This window comes from Clostridium sp. DJ247, from assembly GCF_014231265.1.
On sequence record NZ_JABAIW010000068.1, the window covers coordinates 1 to 20,348 of the forward strand.

Below are 20,348 nucleotides of genomic sequence, written 5' to 3' on the forward strand. Positions count from 1 at the left end.
CACGTTAAAGACTTTTAATCAGTCTAAAGTTCGTGTTTTTGAAAATCTAAGAAACTTTGATAAACTCGTACCTCAAACATATCAAAGATTCTAAGATTTTCAAAAAACACTTCACTAAGACTGATAAAAAAGTTTTTAAATGTGCTTTCAGTTTTGGCAACACATTCCTGCGTATAAGTTGAATTTTCACTTTTACTACTTATTAAGTATATAGCTAAAATTAGTTACCTGCTAAAACTAATTCTTTTAATGCTCTAGCAAATTGGTCAGGACAAGAAGTTCCCTTACTGCCACAATTAATACCATTTAATTTTTCTACTATATCTTTAACATTCATTCCTTCAAGAAGCTTGGACACTCCTTGTAAATTTCCGTTACATCCACCTATAAAAGATATATTTGTAACTTTATTATCTACTACATCAAAATTTATTTCTTTAGCACAAACTCCATTTGTTTTAAAACTATACATAACTTCACCCTTCTTAAATATTGTTAGTTCATAAACATATTATACATAATATATAATATTGTCTCAAGAAAATAATTTATTAATTATTATTACCCATTTTACGTTACATTCATATTATATATGTAGGGAGGTGATAACATTGCACTATCTATACTTATGTAATACTTCTTCTGATTACGTATCAAAGATTAATTTAAGTACTTTTAGTGAAGAAAATAGAATTTATTTAAAGCCCGAAGATATGAAAGATAAAATCGGCCCCCATGGAGCATGTATATATAAGAATAAACTTATAGTAGCTAATAGCTACAGTAACAGTATATCTATTATAAACATACCAGATGAGTTAGAAGAAAGCAGTTACTATATAGGAGTTAACTGCAATGATGTAGCGGTTTTTCAAGATAAAGCTTATATAATATGTGGAGATTTAAACAGTTTAATTGTATTTGATCTTATAGAAAATAAAGTAGTAGAAGAAGTACCCTGTGGAAACTTGCCTCATAGCATATGTTTAAATAAAGAAAAAAAGCTTTTAGTAGTATCTAATATGCAGGATGATAGTATTACATTAATTGATTGTGCTAGTAATGAAAATGTAAAAAATATTAGAGTAGGAGCTTATCCAACTAAGGCACTATTTACAGTGGACGGACAACATGCCTTGATATGTGAAAGTAATATAGGTTCGGATTTTAAAGGAAGCATATCTGTGTTATCGTTAAAAAATTTTAAAATAATAAATAGAATAATTACGGGAAATTCACCAATAGACATGTACTGCAATGAAAGACTATGTTTTGTATCTAACTTTGGAGATGGTACCATAAGTATTTTAGATATAAATCACTATAGAGAAAAAGAAAAGATAATAGTAGGTGGTATGCCAAGAGGAATAATAGAACTTAGTGGAAATATATATGTTGGGGATAACTATAACAATCTGCTAATCAAAGTTAACACTAGGGATGGAACTAAAGTTCATATACCTGTAGGAGGAGAGCCTACAGGTATGATTTTCACATAAAAATATATTAATCACTTATAAGCAACTGAATAATTTTGTCATATAAAGCTGAATAATTACTTTTCCACCTTTGACATAAATCCTTTGCCTGTTGGTTAGAACCTACATTTATTTTAAGATCAATAAGTAGAGAGCCGTTTTCTATAGTTTTTAGATTTACAATAAAGTTATTCGTGTTTTCCACAGTATAATCAGCAGTTACACTAATTTCCTGCCTAATATTTTTAATTTGAGATTTTAAATAGTTATCTATAGTTTCTATTTTACTAGCAGAAATTCTACTCTGAAACAATGATAATACTTTTATTCCTTTATCTGTTATAACAAGTCTATGTGTATTTGATTCATCAGTATAACGGATAAAACTAGAAGAAACTAATTCTGATAAATACTGCTGAAGAGTAAAATAGTTAATAAAATTGTTTTCAAGTATAATTTGTGTTACTTGATTGTTAGAGATTGGGAAATTGATTTTATTAAATATGTAAAGCAACAGAAGCTTATTTTCCGCTAATTCCAATGTATCTTCAAACATTCCTTACCCTCCTGGTAAATTATTAATTTTATAACAATTATATTTAATATTATAGCATAAAAAAATAATAAATAAATAAAGCACTGATTATAATATCAGTGCCTTATTAATTTATTATTTTTTATAGTTATTACCGTTAACTAGTTGTGTTTCTGCCATAGAGATTAGTCTTTTTACCATTTCTCCACCAACTCTTCCGCAATTTTTTGATGTAACTTCACCCCAATAATCTTCTGATCCTTGGTGAACACCTAAATTAAGCTCTTCAGCTATTTCATATTTCATGTTATCTAATATTGGATGAACATCAGGGACTAACTGAGTTCTTCCACTTCCTGATTGTCCTAGTGCCATATTAAGTTCCTCCTTTAATTATGTATTGTAGTAATAGTTTGGATTTTTATTAAGTGTTTATTCTGTAATCTTAAAGGAAGATTAGGAGAACTTATCCACTAAAATATTAATAAAAAATTTACCTAATTTAAGTAATATTTATTAATGAAAAATACTATATAAATTTATAAGAATAAATAAGGGTGGAGGGAAAATATTGAATTTTAGGTTAACAAAAAAAATCTTATTGGTATTCGTATTACTTTTCGTAGCAGTAATGATGTCTATTTTTATTAATTATAATGATATTGGTGTATTTATGAGTAGAAACAAAAAATTACCCATTTATTGTGTTGATACTAATGAAAAAAAAGTTGCTATAAGTTTTGATGTAAGCTGGGGAACTGATAACACAGAAAAGATTTTGGACATACTTGATAAATATAATATTAAAGCTACTTTTTTTATAGTTGGGGGATGGATAGATGATTCACCTGATAAGCTAAAGGAAATTTTTAATAAGGGACACGAAATAGGAAATCATTCAAATAGACATCCGGATATGACAAAGCTATCAAGAGATAAAATTATAGAAGATATAGTTATTTGTGATGCTAAGGTAAGGAAAGTAACTGGTGAAGGAACAAAACTTTTTAGATTTCCGGAGGGAGCGTATAATGATTTGGCAGTAGAAGCTGTAAAAGAGACAGGACACTATAGTGTTCAATGGAATGTAGATAGTATAGACTGGAGGGAACAAGGAGCAGACATTGAATATAATAGAATTATAAGTAAAACAAAGCCTGGTTCTATTTTACTTTTTCACAACAATGCAAAATATACACCAGAGAATTTACCAAGAATCATAGAAGAACTTCAGAGCAAAGGTTATAGTTTTGTTAAGATTGGTGATTTAATTTATAAGGATAACTACCGTATAGATGCTGTAGGTAAGCAAGTGAAAAATTAAAAAATGTTATAAATTTTAAATTTTATATAGTTATATGATTAAAATTTTATGAGACTAAAGCTATGTATAAATTATACTAATTGCCATGTAAGAATTATTGAATGAAAGTATAAATTTGTATTATAATGGAAACATCAGCATAAACTTAAAGAGGAGGTATTATTGAGAAACCAATAAGGTAGTATAAAAAGCCATACCTTGCTTAAAATAATTCTAAGTAAGTATTTTACAGGAGGTATGGAAATGAAAACAATAGCTATTATTGGAGGAAGTAAAAATTTTAATAATCGTTTATCAAAAATGCTTAAGTCTGCCAACATTGAATGTAAAGCATATACTAAGTATATGGTGAAAAAAGAAAGTCATTATGATTATGTGGTTCTTAACTCCAACAGCAGTATCAAAGATGTGTTAATAAATGGAGGATACTGTTTTGTTAACATGGACTTAATTGATATTAAAAGCAATAATGCTAATGTTTATGGAAATATAATAACATATGGATTTGGAAGCAAAAATACTGTGACGGTTTCCAGTATGGAAGATCACAATAGTTTTGTTTACTGCCTTCAAAGAGATGTAAATTACAATGCATTAGGAATTATAGAACCTGAAGAAGTACCTGTGGAAATGGAATTTGGCAGTGAAGAAGATATATATGTAGCTATGGTTGGGATTACAATTATACTAATAGAAGGAAAAGATATTGATAGTTTCTCAAAGAGAAAAAACTATTTGGTATCAAAATAATAAATAAGTACAACTTATAAGAATATTTACTGAAATTTTTGAATAATTATATGTTGATAAGATAATTTAAAACTAAGGGAAAGAGGGGTTATGATGGATAATTTAATGTTAAATAATAAGATTTATCTTGAGGGGGAAGTAGTCTCAGAATTGGAGTTCAGCCACGAAATGTATGGAGAGGGTTTTTATACATTTTTTATTGAAGTTCCAAGATTAAGTGATGCTAAAGATGAGCTATTTGTTACAGTTTCTGAAAGACTTATAAGTGGAATTAACATCAAAATTGGTTCCCAATTAGTAATAGAAGGACAATTGAGATCCTATAATAAATTTGTAGATGGGTCTAACAGACTGATACTAACTGTGTTTGCAAGAAACATAAGCGTATGTGAAGAAAGAAGTAAAAATCCTAATCAAATATTTTTAGATGGATTCATATGTAAACAACCTGTCTATAGGACAACTCCTTTTGGAAGAGAAATTTCGGATATGTTGCTTGCGGTTAACAGAGCATATAACAAATCTGATTACATACCAACCATTGCTTGGGGAAGAAACTCTAGATTTTGTAAGACATTAGCGGTTGGTGACAATATAAGAATTTGGGGAAGATTACAAAGCAGAGAGTATCAAAAAAAGATTTCGGATAGTGAAATAATCAAAAAAGTTGCGTATGAAGTTTCTATATCTAAAATGGAGAGAATTGGAGCTGACGGTGAGACTACTGTTAGTGAATTAGAAGAAACCAGCGAATTTAATAATGATATTTCAGTAAAAAGTGATGAAAGAATAGAAGGAAATTTAGAGAGTAAACAACAAATATCTTAATAAATAAAAAAGCAGTGAACATTAAGACACATTCGCTGCTTTTTTATTTAGATAAGCCTATAGATTACTTTCTAAGGTCATCAAGTATCTTTGTTTTATCTTTTGTCTTGTCATCTACATGTTTGATTATCTTAGCAGGTGTACCAGCCACAACTACTCCTTCAGGAACATCTTCTACTACAACAGATCCGGCTGCTACAACAGAACCTTTACCTATTTTTATACCCTCTAATATAACTGCGTTAGCCCCTATTAGCACGTCGTCACCTATTTCACAAGGTGATTTGCTTGGTGGTTCTAATACTCCAGCTACTACAGCACCAGCTCCAAGATGAACTCTTTTACCTAGCTTTCCTCTAGCACCTACCACTGCGTTCATATCTACCATAGTGCCTTCTCCAATTTCAGCACCTATATTTACAACAGCACCCATCATTATAACAGCGTTTTTATCTATTGTAACTTTGTCTCTTATTATTGCACCAGGTTCAATTCTAGCCTGTATATTTTTTAGATCTATAAGAGGGATAGCTGAATTACGTCTATCATTCTCAATTCTGTAGTGTTGGATTTTATCCTTATGAGTATCTAAGAAATTAGAAACTTCATCTGACTCACCAAAAAGCACATAAAAATTACTACCATTATAATATTCTATATCACCTAAATCACTAGCTTCAATATTACCCTGTAAATAGACTTTAACAGGAGTAGATTTTTTTGCCTCTTTTATGTATCTTGCAATTTCATATGGATCAGTTAAATTATAGTTCATATGTAAGAACCTCCTTAGTTAAGTATTTTAGTCCACTAATAACATTATAATAAATATATTTTGCAAGTTAAAGGGGTAAAGCATATTTTTCAGTAACAAAATACAACTTTGAAAAATAATCTAATAGTAAAGTGCTTGAGGAGGTAGTTAAATGGATTACGAAGTTAAAGACTGCATAGATGCAGGAAGTGCTTATTGTCCTTGAGAGATAAAAATGCGATAGAATTGAAGGACTCTGGGAGCTAATGTTTTTTAAGCCCCCAGAGGGTTATTTCAATTTCTTCAGTATCATCATGCCAAATAATAGAATCTACTATAGACTCTATTAACATTCTTCTATCATTGATATCTGGAATAGTGTTAATAGTCTTATTAAAGTAACTTAAGGATGACATTACTAAATCAATATTATATTCCTTTTTATTTATATGATGCTTTTGGTTCAAAAGGTCATTGTACTGAATTTTTAGATCTTCTAATTCATGGTTTCTTTTACTTATTTCTTCTAATATAAATTTCGAAAAATTTTTATCACGGTTATCTGCAAGCTGTGATACTAAGTTTCTTATAGATTGTTCAGCAGCATCTATTTTTTCTTTCATATTATACAAAGCAGAATCCTTATTTATGCTTGATAACTCTTTTTTAGTTTTTAAAAGCTCCCTAAGTATGGTTTCTTTATTTAATTCTTTCAAGTTACCAATAACCATGGATTCCAATACATCTAATCTAATATTTTTGCAATTACAAAGCTTTCCAAGAGATTTATCTTTTTTAGAGCATACATAATAGTGATACTTTTCTCCAGTTAGCGCACTTTTGTGACCATGCTTTACAAACATTAAGCTGCCGCACTTTCCACACCTTAAAATTCTCGTTAACAGTGCTGTTTGAGATATACCTATTCTAGCAGAGCCATTGTTTTTGTTATCTAATATCTTTTGAACTTCTAACCAAGTATCAGGTTCTATTACACCTTTGTGTTTAGATACTGCACAGATCCACTCACACATGTTTCTTTCATAGGAAAGATTTTTTGTTTTGTTATATGTAAGCATACCGCTGCCGTTTGCTTCTCCTGCTGTTATCATACCTTTGCCTTTTAAATATTCCAATACCTCTGAATTAGATTTTACATATATAGGATTTCTAAGAATATCTTTTACTTTTTGCGCATTCCATTGTCCACCTTTTTTAGTTTTAATGCTATTACCATAAAGCCATTTAAAGGTTCTATTAAGACTTTTAAGCTCCATAAATTTATTATATACAACATTAATGGTTTCTAATTCTTCTGGAATTTCTGTTAGCTTATACATGCTTCTTTCTTTCATTTCATCATCAAAATATATTATTTTTTCTGATTTGTAGCCAAGAGGAGTTTGGCCTCCAAGCCATCTGCCTGTCTTTGCTAGCTGCAGCATGTTATCTCTTACACGTTCAGCTATGGTTTCACGTTCTAATTGAGCAAATACACTGGCTATGTAAACCATAGCTTTTCCCATAGGGGTACAGGTATCAAACTGTTCTTTTATACTTACAAAACTCACAGCATGCTTCTGAAGTAATTCTAGAGTAGTAGAGAAGTCTGCCACATTTCTTGATATTCTATCAAGTCTATAACATATTAGAACGTCAAACCTTTTCTTCTTAACATCCTGCAGTAGCTCCTGAAACTTAGGTCTATTTACGTTGCCGCCACTAAAACCTTCATCTTCATATATTATAAAATCTTTAATATCTAAGTTTTTTTCTCCATATTCTCTGCACATCTGAATTTGGTTTTCTATAGATTCACCTTTACCTGTGAATACAGATTTACGTGAGTATATAGCTGCTTTCATAAAAATCTCATCCTTTCTAAAAAATACAGTATATTTTTAGGATGGTTTATATTAATATATTTAAGGTATAACATATAGATACCTATAAGTTAAATTTCGAGCATGAGTATGTATGTAACATAATACTGAAAAATTTATTCATTATTAGAGCTTAATAATAGTTTATGATATTCTAGGATCAATTCATCTAAAATTATGCTTTGCCGTAGTATCCTATCTTTTTCAGCAGTAACATCTATAGATAATACTAGTTTATTCAAAACCTTTCTTTCCTCTTCAATTTTTTTCAGTATTATTTCTAATTTAGTATGTTGATTATTCACTATAAATACCTCTTTTCTTAAAAATGTTCTTCATTGGAACATAAAAAATAAAAAAATATAGCAATTGTGAGAGTTCTAATAAAGAACATTAAATTGTAAAATAAAACCAGTTATTATGTCAACAAATAAAAAATCAGTTGGTCTATATTAGAACATAAAAGTTATTAAAATATAATAAACTTATGTTGTCAATGTTATAGTAAAGCGCAAGAGGTGGTAGGATGAAATTAGTTATTGATTCTATAAATAAAAATTTAATTGGTACTAAGTTACGTGAGGCTAGGACCAAAAAAGGTTTGACGCAGAAAGATTTGTCTGAAAAGCTTGAAACTCATGCTATTTATATAGATAGGGCAAGCATTTCTAAAATTGAAAAACAAAAACGTATTGTTACTGACTTAGAATTGGTAGCATTATCAAAAATTTTAAATGTATCCGTCAACTGGTTATTAGGTATTAAAGAAGATTAAACTTATCTTAATTATAACATTTATATATATTACGGTAAACCATATACAGGTTGACATTTTATTCTATAATAATTTGTTATACGACACAATTTATTTTCAAACTATACATAATTTAAATCTAAACTGCTAAAAAAATACTTTTTAATGTTATTATTTTGTATTTGAAAACAACTCTATCATTGATATAATCTCAACACTATCCAATTTATATGGTGTAAACTTTTTGTGTTTTGGGACTAGCATTTTAGAAGGATAAGTACTTTTACATTAAAAAGTTATTATATAATATTGCATAATTGAAACTAGTAGTTTTATGACCTATGAGCATTGATCATAGGTCATTGCTATTGAGCTAATATTTTTTATATAAGTGATTTTTTTGCCTCAAAAGCATATTGAATTTTATTTCTTTATTTATATAACATCAATTAAATAAACTTTATAGAATAGGACAAACATTACAAGGCATAAAAAGTAATTAAGGAGGTGCTTTGTTAATGCTACAGCTAAAAGTTAAAGTAAACTATCCAACAGATCCAGAAATACTGGATATGCTTCAAGAAAGAGCAGCAAAAGCTCTTGCAATAGCATATAGCAATAAACTGCCTCCTGAAAAATTTGATGAACTTATAACAAGATTAAGTAGAGAGATACATGGAACTTAAGGTTTATTAAATACATAGTTTAAAAATTGATAAACAAAAGACATATAGGAATGAGTAAATTGCATAGGAATATTATAAGGCGTTAAGCGGATACTAGCTACTAGGAAGACCTTTGAATTGACAACTTCCTTAATTTATTTAAATTGAGGTGAAGAAATGTATCCAATATTACTTAAAAATTGTCTTATAATAAATTTTCATAACTATAGCACCTTAAAAAAAGATATTTTAATTGAAGATGGAAAAATAAAAAAGATTGATAATAATATATATTTTGAACATGCTGAGTTAAAGACTATTGATGTAAAAGAACAATATTTGCTACCTGGATTCATTGATTGTCATACTCACATGGGAATTATGGAAGAAGCTACTGGAAAATTGGGTATGGATAACAATGAAACATCAAATCCAGTAACACCAAATTTAAGAGCAATAGATGGGATAAACCCACTTGATATAGCTTTTAGAAGTGCGGTGACAAGCGGTGTTACCTGTGTTATGAGTGGTCCGGGAAGTAATAATGCTGTAGGTGGTCTAAATACAGTTATAAAAACTCACGGAAAAATAATTGATAAAATGATACTGAAGGATCCTTCGGGCCTTAAGATATCCTTGGGAGAAGACCCTCTTGGGTGTTATGGTATGAATGGAAAATGTCCTGTAACTAGAATGGGGATAACAGCATTAATACGAGAATTGTTCATGAGAACGCAAGATTATATGGTTCAAAAGGAAAATGGTAAGATTAGAGAAAGGGATGCTAAGCTTGAAGCTGTAATTCCTTTATTAAAGGGAGAATTACTTTTAAGGGCACATGCTCATCGTGCAGATGACATTGCTACAGTAATACGAATAGCAGAGGAGTTTAATATAAAGAAGCTTGTTATTGAGCATGGAACAGAAGCTCATATTGTAAGTGATTATTTAAAGGAAAAAGATATTCCAGTAGCTTTTGGACCAGTGTTAACTCCTAGGATAAAAATGGAACTTAAAAATCGTAACTATAGTTCAGCATTTCATTTAATAGAGGCGGGAATTAAAGTAGCATTAATTACGGATCATCCATATAATACTATAGATCAATTGAGACCAGTGGCTATACTTGCAGCTTCGGAAGGACTTAAGCCTGTAGAGGCTTTAAAATCAATAACAATCAATGCAGCACAAATCTTAAACTGTGATGATAGAATAGGTAAAATAGAAGAAGGTTACGATGCAGATGTAATTATACTAAATGGTGACCCTTTGGATATGATGAAGACTAAAGTATTAATGACAATTATAAATGGGGAAATTGTTTTTAAAAGAAGAAAACCTTAGTAAAATTAAAAAGTGGTATTCTAAAAAATACCACTTTTAGTACATGCTATTTTAATATTTCATTCTTATCTCATAATCAACTGTCCCAGAGTCGTAAGACAAACCCCATCTGATTAAAGTTTCACTTTCTTATTAAGTAAATGTTGATCTTTTAAATACTATTTTCCCGTTAATGATAGTCATCATAGCCTTAGAATCTAATCTTAGAGGGTCATCATCATAAATCACTATATCCGCATGGAAACCTATATCAAGTTTTCCAATTATATGATCACATTCTAGTATTTCAGCGGGATGTACAGTAAGAGCTTTGAAAGCATCTTTTTCACTTAATCCTTCGGAAATTACTAAAGCTGCAACAGATCTTAGTTGATCAATTGAATTAAAGGGATGATCTGTTATTAATGCAACTTTTATTCCTGCTTTTACTAATTCAGTGGCTGCAGAATAATGGTTACCGTTTAACTCCATTTTTATTCTTGGAGTTAAAACAGGACCAAGTGCTATACTAATGTTTTTTTCACTTAAGTATTCTTTGATTAGGTGAGCCTCGGTACCATGTTCAATAATAAGTTTCTTTATATTGAATTCCTCAGCGATTCTAATTGCGGTAACAATATCATCTGCTCTATGTGCATGTGCTCTTAAAGGTATTTTATTTTCTAGAAGGGGTATAACGGATTCTAACCTTATATTTCTTTCCTTCAGGTTTCCATTAGCTTTTTCCTCCATGTAATCTTGGGTTTTCATAAATAATTCTCTTATTAAAGCTGCTATACCCATTCTTGTAACAGGAGTCTTGCCATGCTTTCCATAGGTGTTTATTGGTTCCTCACCAAATGCAACTTTAAACCCTACAGGATTTTTTACAACCATTTTATCAATTATTGTACCATAAGTTTTTGTAGCTAAATTCCACCCTCCCACAGCATTAGCACTCCCAGGAGTAACCATAATACAGGTTATTCCTGATGTCACCGCATCTCTAAAACATGGATCTAATGGGTTAATACTATCTATTGCTCTGACCTGGGGAGTTACTGGGTCTGATTTTTCATTATCATCCAGACCTATCATTCCTATAGTTTCTTCTATTATTCCCACATGTGTATGGCAATCTATGATACCAGGAGAAACAATTTTTTCCTTTAAATCAATAACTTCAAGGTCAGGTGATTCATAACATATATCCTTAGATATTTCTTTTATTTTTCCGTTACTCATTAGGATATCCTTTTTATCCAGACTTTTTTCTTCACCAGTAAATAATAAACCATTTTTTAAAAGTAAATCCTTCATATTATTAAAGTCACCTCATCAAGTAGTATTTACACAATACTAAAAAATCATAGGTAATAGTTTCATTAAAAATAAATCTTTATTATCGCATTTTTATATGTTAAGTATGTCCTTGTCATTTAGCTGAAACAGGAGATTGTATACTTTGTTCGCAGCTTTCAGGGAAGAGTTTTTGCGATTGTATTAATTGGAAGGGTGTATGTATATATCAAGACTATATACTGAATAACAATAAGGCTAAGGAAGCAAGAAAAAATTATTTATGCAAAATTATGAAGAAGGAAGTACATGATAATAATTTATATGTGTTTACTATAAATGCACCTCATAGTTTAGTTCATGAACTTGTATATCCAGGAAGCATAATATTCCTTAGAAATCCAAAAACTACGCCTTACTATGACACACCTATTTCTATAATAGAGGCTAATACTGAGGAAAATACTTTAAAATTTGCTATAGAACTTAGAGGAATAAAAACAAAAAGCATATGTAAGCTTAATGAAGATGAAAAGATGGTAGTAAGGGGACCATTTTGGAATGGAGTACTAGGTTTAAAAAATGTATATAAGGCAAGAGATGGGGTATCTATTGTAGTAGCTAGAGGAATTGGAATAGCCCCAGCAGTTCCAGTTATAAAGAAATTATATGCAGCTGGAAATAAAGTAATATCTATTATAGATAAATCACCCTTGGAAAATATTTTTGGTAAAGAATATTTTGAAATGTGTAACTCTGAAATAATCCCCTGTATAACACTAAAAGATGGAGAGTTAACTGAAGAATTTAAAACAACTATAGGGCAAATTTTAAAGGTTGAAAACGTAAATCTAGTTCATTGTGATGGCCCAGATATATTAATTTATACATTAATGGATTTTTTAGGAGATTCAATAAATTACGCCTGCAGTAATAATTCTAAAATGTGTTGTGGAGAAGGAGTATGTGGAACCTGCAGCTCAAGATATAAAGAACGTGTGGTAAAAAAATTATGTAAGGTACAAATCGACCCTAAATACGTTTTTAAAGAAAGAATCCTTATATAATATGAAACTATAGTAGAAATAAATTAATGCTTATAAAAGGGGGATTCCTGATGAAAGTCATTATAATTGGTGGAGGTTGGTCAGGATGTGCAGCTGCAATATCGGCAAAAAAAGCCGGCGCACAGGTTGTGCTATATGAAAAAACTGATATGCTACTGGGGCTTGGAAATGTTGGGGGAATAATGAGAAATAACGGTAGATATACTGCAGCAGAGGAAATTATAGCACTTGGAGCAGGTGATTTAATAAATATCACTGATAAATATACCAGGCATAGAAATATAGATTTTCCAGGACATAAACATGCATGGTTGTACGACGTTAACAAGATCGAACCAGCCGTTAAAAAATACTTGTTAGATATAGGTATAGAAATCTGTATGACATCTAGAGTAATTGATGTAAAAAAGGATGGAAATAATATAACCGGGTTGTATATGGCTGATGGAACTTACGCTGAGGGAGATGTGTTTATTGAAACAACAGGGTCTACAGGTCCAATGGGCAACTGTTTAAGATATGGAAATGGATGCTCTATGTGTGTACTTAGATGCCCAGCCTTTGGACCAAGAGTTAGTATTAGCATGAGAGCTGGGGCTGACGATTTGCAAGGGGAAAGAGATGATGATATACTTGGAGCTTTTAGCGGATCCTGTAAACTTGCCAAAGAAAGTTTAGATGAAGCTCTAGTTGAAGAATTAGATGAAAATGGAGTGGTAGTTCTAAAGGTTCCACCAGAAGATATTAATATGGACAAATTAAAGATGAAGGTATGTCAACAGTATGCCTTAAAAGAATTTGCTGAAAATGTAATTTTGCTTGATACTGGGCATGTGAAACTTATGACATCTTATTATCCTCTTGATAAGCTGAGGAAAATAAAGGGTTTAGAAAATGCAAAATATATAGATCCTTATGCTGGAGGAAAAGGAAACTCCATAAGGTATCTATCGGTAGCTCCAAGAACAGATGATATGAGAGTAAAGGGTATAGATAACTTATTCTGTGGTGGTGAAAAAAGTGGTCTTTTTGTAGGGCATACAGAAGCTTGAAGTAACAAACTGCAAATTTTGGATATGTATGGAAAGGTGCTTTTCATTTTTTTTTAGCACCTCTCCAAAGCTTTATATCAACAAGGCCAGTGGAACTATCCCAAGTAATTTTATCTACTAGAGATGATATTAAGTACTTTTTATAATCTATATCTACAAAGTCTATGATTTTATTAAACTCTTTAAGGTTTTCTATTATTAAATCAAGGTCAACATTAATATCGTATTTTTTTTGTTTTTCTTCATTTATGTTATTAAGCTTAATTTTTAGTTCTGTTAACTCACTTTCTCTTTTTTCGATTTCAGCTATTATATATTTAGATGCAGATGAGTTCTGGTTTTCAGCTAGCTGTTTTACTAAATTACTTATGCTGTTTTCTGCATCAGAAATATTTTTGCTTATAATCTCAATGCTCGGTGAATCGCTAGTTGAAGAAACTTCGTCTTTGATTGCTTTTAGCTCTTCCAATAGTATATTATCATTATTTGTAACTTCTTTGAGTTTGTTTATAATAACGTCGTCTATTTTGCTAACCCTTACGTTTCCGTTATCACATCTAGTACCTTTAGAATTTGCCTTCATGGCACATGTGTAGTAATATATTTTGTTTCCGTTTTTGTCCTTGCCGCCATGTACTATAGTCATATTAGCACCACATTTTCCGCATCTCAATATACCGGTTAGCAAAGCATTATGAGTTCTACCAAGCTGAGGGGCTTTAGTCTTATTTGCTTTGAGAGTTTCCTGTATTTCTAACCAAGCAGCTGCATCAATAATACCTTCATGTTTTGCTATAGTAGCTATCCATTCGTCCATTTCTCTATATTGGGTAGTACCTTTTTTCTTATTATAAGTTAATATTCCATGTATGCCATCTGGAGTACCGGTTGTAGTTATTCCTTTCTTGTTTAAATAGTTAAACACATTAATGTCTGCTTTGACATATGTAGGATTGGATAATAATTCTGAAACAGAGCGCACATTCCAGTCTGCACCTAGTTTTGTTTTAATATTATTTTCTAAAAGGTACTGGGTAACTTTTCGAAGTGACTTGAATTCTGAATACTTGTTATAGATTAGGCTTACAACCTTTAATTCATCGTTGATGGGAGTAAGTTTGTACATTGATCTTTCCTTAAATTCAGAGTCAAAATAGCTTATTTTTTCGCTCTTAAATCCAAGAGGGGTTTGCCCGCCAAGCCAACGACCAGACTTTGATAGCTCTAACATGTTATCACGAATACGTTCTGCAACGGTTTCACGCTCTAATTGAGCAAATACCGAGGCTATGTACATCATTGCGCGTCCCATTGGTGTTGATGTATCAAACTGCTCTCTAATACTGATGAAGTCAATATTAAATTCCTGTAGCTCATTAATTAGAGTAGAAAAGTCTGCTATATTTCTGCTTATACGGTCTAGACGATAACATATAAGAAAATTAAATTTTTTAGATTTAGCATCCTTTAGCATTTTCTGAAATTGAGGTCTATCAGTAGTTCCTCCTGAAAAACCTTCGTCTTCGTAGATTAAAAATTTATCTATACCTAAACTTTTGGCGTGATTAATGCAGAGCTTAACCTGATTTTCAATGGATTCACCTTTGCCAGTAAATTTAGATTTTCTAGAGTATATTGCTGCAATCATAGGTATCACTCCTTACATTTTAGTTGATAAAAAATACTTACATATATTAAATAGTATTCCGAACAGTGTGGTTTTAATTTAATAAGAGCAAAGTTTTAATAAATTATTTATTAACGTATTGTAAAAGAAAACTGGATAACCTTAGGATAGATACTATATTGAGTATGTTTATATATGTATAAAAATGCTATTAATAAATATCTATTACGAGTACTTATTGCATATATCTAGTAAGAGAATATAAATACCATTATTATATTTAAGTAATTGAAGCATATATAAGCTGCAGGGAGGCAAGTATGTGAAGGAGAAGGTTAAAAGAGTTACAGTTACTTATCCGAAAAACATGGATGAACTTACGAAGAACTATTCAAAGTCACTAGCAGAAGTACTTATAAAAATAGTGCCTCCACACCAGATAGATGAATTGATAAAGAGACTAGAAGAGAAAGCTGAGCAGTGTTAACATAATATATTAAAAATTAGAAAGATACTTTATAGAATATAGTTATTATAAAGTATCTTTCTAATTTTACTGAACCAAATTTTTTTAGTGATTCATAGATACATTAAGACGTTTAGCTAATTTTTTCTAGAAATAATTTTATTTTTGCCTGTATGTTTTGCTTCATATAGTCTTATATCTGCTATGCTAAGTGCTTCTTCTATTTTTATAGAATCTACTGGATAAAAACTAATGCCAAAACTGGCAGTAACACTAGCTTTAGCCTCATTTAAGGTTACTATATTTTCACTTATTTTTCTTCTGATAATATCAATTCTTTTATATACTTGTACATGATCTTCTCCATCATAGATGAATACTACTAACTCTTCTCCTCCGTACCTGGCAATTATACCCTTGCTATTAATAGTATTAGCTATTATTTTTGTAGTCTGTTTTAGCACCTCGTCACCGAATTGATGACCAAATGTATCATTTATCATTTTAAAGTTATCAATATCAATCATAACAATTGCGAACTTATGAGTAGAATCATTTTTAACAATCTCGTCTACTTTCTTAAAAAAGTATTTTCTATTATAGATTTCAAGAAGAGAATCCAGTTCTGATGTCTTCTTTATTTTTTTATATAGAAATGAATTTTCAAGCACAACTGCAATTTGATTGGCAATAGAAGATAAGAACTTTATATGCTCTTTATTAAAAAAATTGTAATGAGCTTGCTCAAGTACAATGTATCCTAACAGTTTATCGGCAATTTCTATAGGAACACCCACAAGAGAGTGTATGCCTAAGTTATCTTCATTTGTTTCATATATTGAGGTTTTAGAATTTAATAGAAATGATTGGTTATTATTAATTTTAATTAGATTTTCTTTTTGAAAACAGGTTGAATTCTGTTTGATGTTAGTTGCTTTAATGGAAAGACAGTTATTTTCTACCACATATATTGTTGAATAGGTTACACCTAAGATACCTAACATCATATCATTTATAATTTGAATAAGATTAGGATCACTTAAATATAAATTTATGTATCGACTTATTTCAACTATACTAGATAAGGCATCTAATGTTCTTTCTAACTCTATATTTCTTTCCGATATATTTTGGATAGTTTTTTCTGCAAGATTTTGATAACTTTCATATTCTTTTTTTATGCTTAAGTACTTATTACAACTACATTTTAATTGTTTCACAGTTTATCCCCCAAAATTAATTATCTAAATACTATTTAGAAGAATGATAAATAATTAAGTAACTACAATAAATCCTGTTTTAAAATTTCCCTATATATATTTTGTATAGCGATAAATTGCCCACCAGTAAAGTAACCATGATCATATAGGTTTACATGTACTACTTTAACATTTACAGGTATGGTTATTTTGTTATACTTAAATATCACTTCTATTATATCATCTACATCAAACTTTGTATTTGCTACGAATCCTATACCTGAAACAGAAATATCTACACCTAATGTTTCCAAATGGAGTTTTTTAGAATTTACACTTACAATTTTAAACATAGTATGATACCTATATCTTTTGACTATTCTACGATTTTTTTTAAATATCTGGTTTCTCTCAAGTAAATAACTGTAATTACTGTTTTCCATAATATTCACTCACTTTTTACATAGATATTAATGATATTGAAATAATAACACCACAATATTCCTAACACATTAAGTTTTAGTTAAGCTTATGAAAATATTTATTATTTCTTGACTTTACTGTATTGTGTTGGTATAGGTGGGAAAAATAAACAAATAATAGAGTATATAATTAAACTAATATTGAAAATAAAAGTTTTAAAGAAGGTCTAGATGAACTTGAAACTCCTCATAAAAGTTAACTGATATAACTTGTGTAATTCTTGCAGTTTGTTGTGGCAAGCAGAAGCTATATGTACAGGAAGTTTAGCTGGACACAATGCTGTTAGATACTGTTTAGGAATGCCTCTTCTTGTTCTTCCTAAAACAACAGCCATAGGAGATTTAATAGCATTTGCAAATTATAAAATGATGACTAGAGAAGGTAGAAGAAACAGATATACTTTTGCAGGATCAGAGTATTTTAGGAGAATGCAAGAGTTAGGATTATATTCTACTGACGGTGATGAGATAGCAAACAGAATAGAAATGCTAAGTCTAACAAATATAATGGGACAACAATTAGTTTAAACTTACGGGCAACAATAGCTAATGAGTAGTAAATAGATAATAGTTAAGTATGGTGGTTATAAAGGGAATTAGGACACAGGGCCTGTTCCCTTTTATAATTGCTTTCTAAATTAAAAGAAACGAAAGTATAATATTATATTAAATTTAAATGGTTACATAGTTTAGAGTAGTTCAAAGGTTAGAAGAAATACGTTTTACGAATGATTAATCTTTAATCCTATTAATAATATTTATAGATAAGATATTTTGTATTTAGTTATAAAATAATTAAGTTGTTAAAAATGTGTTAATATTATAAGTAAAAAATATTAGGAGGTTATTACATTGGCTACCATTCGTAATACTCCCAGCATTATAAGTAAACTCCATCTGAAGCTAAGAATCACTTGATGAGGAGAGGGTGTCACATGTCAAGAATTGAACTTAAAAATATATGTAAAAACTTTGGTAGTAAAAAAGTTCTTCAAGATGTTAATCTGTCAATTAATAGTGGGGAATTTGTTACTTTTTTTGGACCCTCTGGCTGTGGAAAGAGTACAACTTTAAAAATAATTGCAGGTATAGAAAAACCTATATCAGGAGATGTGCTCATTGATGGACAGTCTATTTTGAATATACCTATGGAAAAGAGAAAAACAGTTATAGTCTTTCAAGAGCATCTTTTATTTCCACACATGAATGTAGAAGAAAATATTGAGTTTGGTTTAAAGATGTGTGGGGTAGATAAAGCTTTAAGAAAACAAAAGGTAAGTGAAATCATTGAGCTTATAGAGCTTCATGGAAACGAAAAGAAATATCCTAAGGAACTTTCAGGTGGGCAGAGGCAGAGAGTAGCTATAGGAAGGGCCATTGCTGTTGAACCTAGGGTGCTGCTGTTAGATGAACCATTCTCAAGTCTTGATATGCATCTAAGGGATACTATGAGGGAGCTTATTAGTGAACTTCAGAGAACACTTAAAATTACAACAATTCTTGTAACTCACGATAGGGAAGAGGCTTTCATGCTATCTAGTAGAGTTGCAATTATGCTTAATGGTTTTATACACCAGTATGATACACCACAAAAGCTATATGACAAACCAAGTTCTATAAAAGTAGCTAATTTTTTAGGTAAAAAAATTACATCGAAGGTAAGATACAGAACAAGGTTTTTATGTGTAAACTAGGCAACTTTCAGGTTGATAACATGGACAATGAAAGGCCATGGCTCTATAGAACTGCACCAAGTCTTTAGCTTTTCTAAGTTATTTAATGTAACTATACCAGACAAAAAAGCTGGTTTTACCAAGAGATTATTTATACCAGGATGCAGCTTATCATCATATAGTCCACATTTGGTGAAAAGTACTATTGAGTTCTTACAGGAGAAGCTTCCAGGCACTGGAGCCATACTAAAATGCTGTGGTAAACCCACACTGGATATGGGGCAAAAGGAACTCTTTCTTAAAAGATATGAAGAGCTTCAGGTTGAGCTTAATAGACTAGGAGTAGAAGAGGTTATAACTGCTTGTCAGAATTGTTATGTTACTATATCAAAATTTAGTCCATCACTTAGGGTAAAATCCCTTTGGATAGTTATACCTGATATTGTTATTACACTTGCTAATGCTTGGGTATTTGGATGGGCTTGGGGTGCAGTAATATCCTGGACGGGAGCTATGTTAGGAGCAGCCTTAGCCTTTTTTATAAGTAAGATATACGGAAGACCAGTAGCAGAAAAGTTTGTTGGAAAGAGGGGCTTAAAGGTTACTGATGGTTTCTTTGAGAAATATGGGGAACATACTATTCTCATAGCAAGATTACTTCCTTTTGTGTCCTTTCATGCTATAAGTTATGCCGCAGGACTTACAGGCATGTCCTTTTGGTCTTTTTTCTGGGCTACAGGAATTGGCCAGATACCTGCTACTATAGTTTACTCTTTACTAGGACAGAATATTAATAAAGCCTCAAAACTTGGATTCTGGGCTGTTTGTGGACTAGCTGCTCTTATTGCATTTGCTATTAAGAAATATCTTATGGAAAAGAAAAAGACAGTATCAAAGTGCTAAGCTTTTCTGCTAATTTAACATCAAGACTTTCTAATAAACTATTTATAAAGAATTTTCATTCTCTAAAACAAAAGATAAAATTTATGATAATATATTGTTAAAGTAATAAGGCATCTTCAAAATAATAGCTGCACAATTCAACATGTAATTTTTTCAGATGCCTAAAGTATTTTTATAGGGTTTCAAAGTGGAAACTTAACTTATACTCTGGAATATGTTGCCAAACTTCAGCACGTTAAAAACTTTTAATCAGTCTAAAGTTCGTGTTTTTGAAAATCTAAGAAAC

20 protein-coding genes and 3 pseudogenes are annotated in these 20,348 nt (G+C 30.5%); 13 read left to right on the forward strand and 10 right to left on the reverse strand.

What is annotated here, in order from left to right:
• Positions 1–220: 220 nt before the first annotated feature.
• Entirely contained in the window at positions 221–472 is a 252-nt protein-coding gene (locus HGI79_RS19720) for a TIGR03905 family TSCPD domain-containing protein (RefSeq protein ID WP_185652388.1), read from the reverse strand.
• Between the two features lie 139 nt (positions 473–611).
• On the opposite strand from HGI79_RS19720, the gene HGI79_RS19725 reads away from it, so the two are divergent.
• Positions 612–1,499 (forward strand): YncE family protein, encoded by an 888-nt coding sequence (locus tag HGI79_RS19725; protein WP_185652389.1) that lies wholly within the window; start codon positions 612–614, stop codon positions 1,497–1,499.
• Between the two features lie 7 nt (positions 1,500–1,506).
• On the opposite strand, the gene HGI79_RS19730 is transcribed toward HGI79_RS19725, so the two are convergent.
• Both HGI79_RS19730 and HGI79_RS19735 read right to left on the reverse strand, forming a co-directional pair.
• The gene (locus HGI79_RS19730) at positions 1,507–2,034 is read right to left on the reverse strand and encodes a DUF4364 family protein (RefSeq protein WP_185652390.1); all 528 of its coding nucleotides are present in this window, start codon (positions 2,032–2,034) and stop codon (positions 1,507–1,509) included.
• 114 nt (positions 2,035–2,148) lie between these two features.
• The gene (locus tag HGI79_RS19735) at positions 2,149–2,388 is read right to left on the reverse strand and encodes an alpha/beta-type small acid-soluble spore protein (protein WP_185652391.1); all 240 of its coding nucleotides are present in this window, start codon (positions 2,386–2,388) and stop codon (positions 2,149–2,151) included.
• Positions 2,389–2,584: 196 nt separating this feature from the next.
• On the opposite strand from HGI79_RS19735, the gene pdaB reads away from it, so the two are divergent.
• The 3 genes from pdaB (at position 2,585) to HGI79_RS19750 (ending at position 4,915) form a co-directional block, all read left to right on the forward strand.
• A complete protein-coding gene (pdaB, locus tag HGI79_RS19740; RefSeq protein WP_395939561.1) occupies positions 2,585–3,337 on the forward strand; it encodes a polysaccharide deacetylase family sporulation protein PdaB in 753 nt (250 codons plus the stop codon).
• 243 nt (positions 3,338–3,580) lie between these two features.
• Positions 3,581–4,087, forward strand: a complete 507-nt coding sequence (locus HGI79_RS19745) for a hypothetical protein (protein ID WP_185652392.1) — start codon at positions 3,581–3,583, stop codon at positions 4,085–4,087.
• 93 nt (positions 4,088–4,180) lie between these two features.
• The gene (locus HGI79_RS19750) at positions 4,181–4,915 is read left to right on the forward strand and encodes a single-stranded DNA-binding protein (protein WP_185652393.1); all 735 of its coding nucleotides are present in this window, start codon (positions 4,181–4,183) and stop codon (positions 4,913–4,915) included.
• Between the two features lie 64 nt (positions 4,916–4,979).
• Here HGI79_RS19750 and dapD read toward each other — a convergent pair whose 3' ends face one another.
• The 3 genes from dapD to HGI79_RS19765 all read right to left on the reverse strand — a co-directional run bounded on the left by dapD (position 4,980) and on the right by HGI79_RS19765 (position 7,857).
• Positions 4,980–5,690: a 2,3,4,5-tetrahydropyridine-2,6-dicarboxylate N-acetyltransferase gene (dapD, locus tag HGI79_RS19755; RefSeq protein ID WP_185652394.1), complete on the reverse strand. Its 711-nt coding sequence runs from the start codon at positions 5,688–5,690 to the stop codon at positions 4,980–4,982.
• A gap of 242 nt (positions 5,691–5,932) precedes the next feature.
• A complete protein-coding gene (locus HGI79_RS19760; protein WP_185652395.1) occupies positions 5,933–7,534 on the reverse strand; it encodes a recombinase family protein in 1,602 nt (533 codons plus the stop codon).
• A 134-nt stretch (positions 7,535–7,668) separates the two neighbouring features.
• On the reverse strand, positions 7,669–7,857 hold the full coding sequence (locus tag HGI79_RS19765) for a Spo0E family sporulation regulatory protein-aspartic acid phosphatase (protein ID WP_185652396.1): 189 nt from the start codon (positions 7,855–7,857) through the stop codon (positions 7,669–7,671).
• 221 nt (positions 7,858–8,078) lie between these two features.
• Between HGI79_RS19765 and HGI79_RS19770 the strand changes: the two genes are divergently transcribed.
• The 3 genes from HGI79_RS19770 (at position 8,079) to HGI79_RS19780 (ending at position 10,315) form a co-directional block, all read left to right on the forward strand.
• Positions 8,079–8,327, forward strand: coding sequence for a helix-turn-helix domain-containing protein (locus HGI79_RS19770; RefSeq protein WP_185652397.1), 249 nt, complete (start codon positions 8,079–8,081; stop codon positions 8,325–8,327).
• A gap of 497 nt (positions 8,328–8,824) precedes the next feature.
• Positions 8,825–8,992, forward strand: a complete 168-nt coding sequence (locus HGI79_RS19775; RefSeq protein WP_185652398.1) for a hypothetical protein — start codon at positions 8,825–8,827, stop codon at positions 8,990–8,992.
• A 156-nt stretch (positions 8,993–9,148) separates the two neighbouring features.
• A complete protein-coding gene (locus tag HGI79_RS19780; RefSeq protein WP_185652399.1) occupies positions 9,149–10,315 on the forward strand; it encodes an amidohydrolase in 1,167 nt (388 codons plus the stop codon).
• A gap of 132 nt (positions 10,316–10,447) precedes the next feature.
• Here HGI79_RS19780 and HGI79_RS19785 read toward each other — a convergent pair whose 3' ends face one another.
• Positions 10,448–11,614, reverse strand: a complete 1,167-nt coding sequence (locus HGI79_RS19785) for an amidohydrolase (protein ID WP_185652400.1) — start codon at positions 11,612–11,614, stop codon at positions 10,448–10,450.
• A 107-nt stretch (positions 11,615–11,721) separates the two neighbouring features.
• On the opposite strand from HGI79_RS19785, the pseudogene HGI79_RS19790 reads away from it, so the two are divergent.
• Together HGI79_RS19790 and HGI79_RS19795 are read left to right on the forward strand one after the other, a co-directional pair.
• Positions 11,722–12,660 (forward strand): annotated as a pseudogene (locus HGI79_RS19790) (sulfide/dihydroorotate dehydrogenase-like FAD/NAD-binding protein); the annotation flags it as partial.
• A 50-nt stretch (positions 12,661–12,710) separates the two neighbouring features.
• A pseudogene (locus tag HGI79_RS19795) lies at positions 12,711–13,709 on the forward strand (FAD-dependent oxidoreductase); the annotation flags it as partial.
• 46 nt (positions 13,710–13,755) lie between these two features.
• Here HGI79_RS19795 and HGI79_RS19800 read toward each other — a convergent pair.
• Positions 13,756–15,360, reverse strand: coding sequence for a recombinase family protein (locus tag HGI79_RS19800; RefSeq protein ID WP_185652401.1), 1,605 nt, complete (start codon positions 15,358–15,360; stop codon positions 13,756–13,758).
• 301 nt (positions 15,361–15,661) lie between these two features.
• Between HGI79_RS19800 and HGI79_RS19805 the strand changes: the two genes are divergently transcribed.
• The gene (locus HGI79_RS19805; protein WP_185652407.1) at positions 15,662–15,826 is read left to right on the forward strand and encodes a hypothetical protein; all 165 of its coding nucleotides are present in this window, start codon (positions 15,662–15,664) and stop codon (positions 15,824–15,826) included.
• A gap of 116 nt (positions 15,827–15,942) precedes the next feature.
• On the opposite strand, the gene HGI79_RS23560 is transcribed toward HGI79_RS19805, so the two are convergent.
• Both HGI79_RS23560 and HGI79_RS19815 read right to left on the reverse strand, forming a co-directional pair.
• The gene (locus HGI79_RS23560; protein ID WP_185652402.1) at positions 15,943–17,025 is read right to left on the reverse strand and encodes a sensor domain-containing diguanylate cyclase; all 1,083 of its coding nucleotides are present in this window, start codon (positions 17,023–17,025) and stop codon (positions 15,943–15,945) included.
• A 62-nt stretch (positions 17,026–17,087) separates the two neighbouring features.
• On the reverse strand, positions 17,088–17,447 hold the full coding sequence (locus HGI79_RS19815) for a PilZ domain-containing protein (RefSeq protein WP_185652403.1): 360 nt from the start codon (positions 17,445–17,447) through the stop codon (positions 17,088–17,090).
• Positions 17,448–17,729: 282 nt separating this feature from the next.
• Between HGI79_RS19815 and HGI79_RS19820 the strand changes: the two are divergent.
• The 3 genes and pseudogenes from HGI79_RS19820 to HGI79_RS19830 form a co-directional block, all read left to right on the forward strand.
• A pseudogene (locus tag HGI79_RS19820) lies at positions 17,730–18,014 on the forward strand (FAD-dependent oxidoreductase); the annotation flags it as partial.
• A gap of 407 nt (positions 18,015–18,421) precedes the next feature.
• The gene (locus tag HGI79_RS19825) at positions 18,422–19,180 is read left to right on the forward strand and encodes an ABC transporter ATP-binding protein (protein WP_241428280.1); all 759 of its coding nucleotides are present in this window, start codon (positions 18,422–18,424) and stop codon (positions 19,178–19,180) included.
• Positions 19,181–19,207: 27 nt separating this feature from the next.
• On the forward strand, positions 19,208–20,062 hold the full coding sequence (locus tag HGI79_RS19830; protein ID WP_241428281.1) for a VTT domain-containing protein: 855 nt from the start codon (positions 19,208–19,210) through the stop codon (positions 20,060–20,062).
• Positions 20,063–20,348 lie beyond the last annotated feature (286 nt).

Bases quoted from the DNA above. Each gene is read 5' to 3' on its own strand.
- HGI79_RS19825 (WP_241428280.1), top strand. From the start codon at position 18,422: ATGTCAAGAATTGAACTTAAAAATATATGTAAAAACTTTGGTAGTAAA.
- HGI79_RS19745 (WP_185652392.1), top strand. From the start codon at position 3,581: ATGAAAACAATAGCTATTATTGGAGGAAGTAAAAATTTTAATAATCGT.
- HGI79_RS19785 (WP_185652400.1), bottom strand. From the start codon at position 11,614: ATGAAGGATTTACTTTTAAAAAATGGTTTATTATTTACTGGTGAAGAA.
- HGI79_RS19800 (WP_185652401.1), bottom strand. From the start codon at position 15,360: ATGATTGCAGCAATATACTCTAGAAAATCTAAATTTACTGGCAAAGGT.
- HGI79_RS19775 (WP_185652398.1), top strand. From the start codon at position 8,825: ATGCTACAGCTAAAAGTTAAAGTAAACTATCCAACAGATCCAGAAATA.
- dapD (WP_185652394.1), bottom strand. From the start codon at position 5,690: ATGAACTATAATTTAACTGATCCATATGAAATTGCAAGATACATAAAA.
- HGI79_RS19830 (WP_241428281.1), top strand. From the start codon at position 19,208: ATGAAAGGCCATGGCTCTATAGAACTGCACCAAGTCTTTAGCTTTTCT.
- HGI79_RS19730 (WP_185652390.1), bottom strand. From the start codon at position 2,034: ATGTTTGAAGATACATTGGAATTAGCGGAAAATAAGCTTCTGTTGCTT.
- HGI79_RS19735 (WP_185652391.1), bottom strand. From the start codon at position 2,388: ATGGCACTAGGACAATCAGGAAGTGGAAGAACTCAGTTAGTCCCTGAT.
- HGI79_RS19720 (WP_185652388.1), bottom strand. From the start codon at position 472: ATGTATAGTTTTAAAACAAATGGAGTTTGTGCTAAAGAAATAAATTTT.
- HGI79_RS19770 (WP_185652397.1), top strand. From the start codon at position 8,079: ATGAAATTAGTTATTGATTCTATAAATAAAAATTTAATTGGTACTAAG.
- HGI79_RS19760 (WP_185652395.1), bottom strand. From the start codon at position 7,534: ATGAAAGCAGCTATATACTCACGTAAATCTGTATTCACAGGTAAAGGT.
- HGI79_RS19750 (WP_185652393.1), top strand. From the start codon at position 4,181: ATGGATAATTTAATGTTAAATAATAAGATTTATCTTGAGGGGGAAGTA.
- HGI79_RS19780 (WP_185652399.1), top strand. From the start codon at position 9,149: ATGTATCCAATATTACTTAAAAATTGTCTTATAATAAATTTTCATAAC.
- HGI79_RS19815 (WP_185652403.1), bottom strand. From the start codon at position 17,447: ATGGAAAACAGTAATTACAGTTATTTACTTGAGAGAAACCAGATATTT.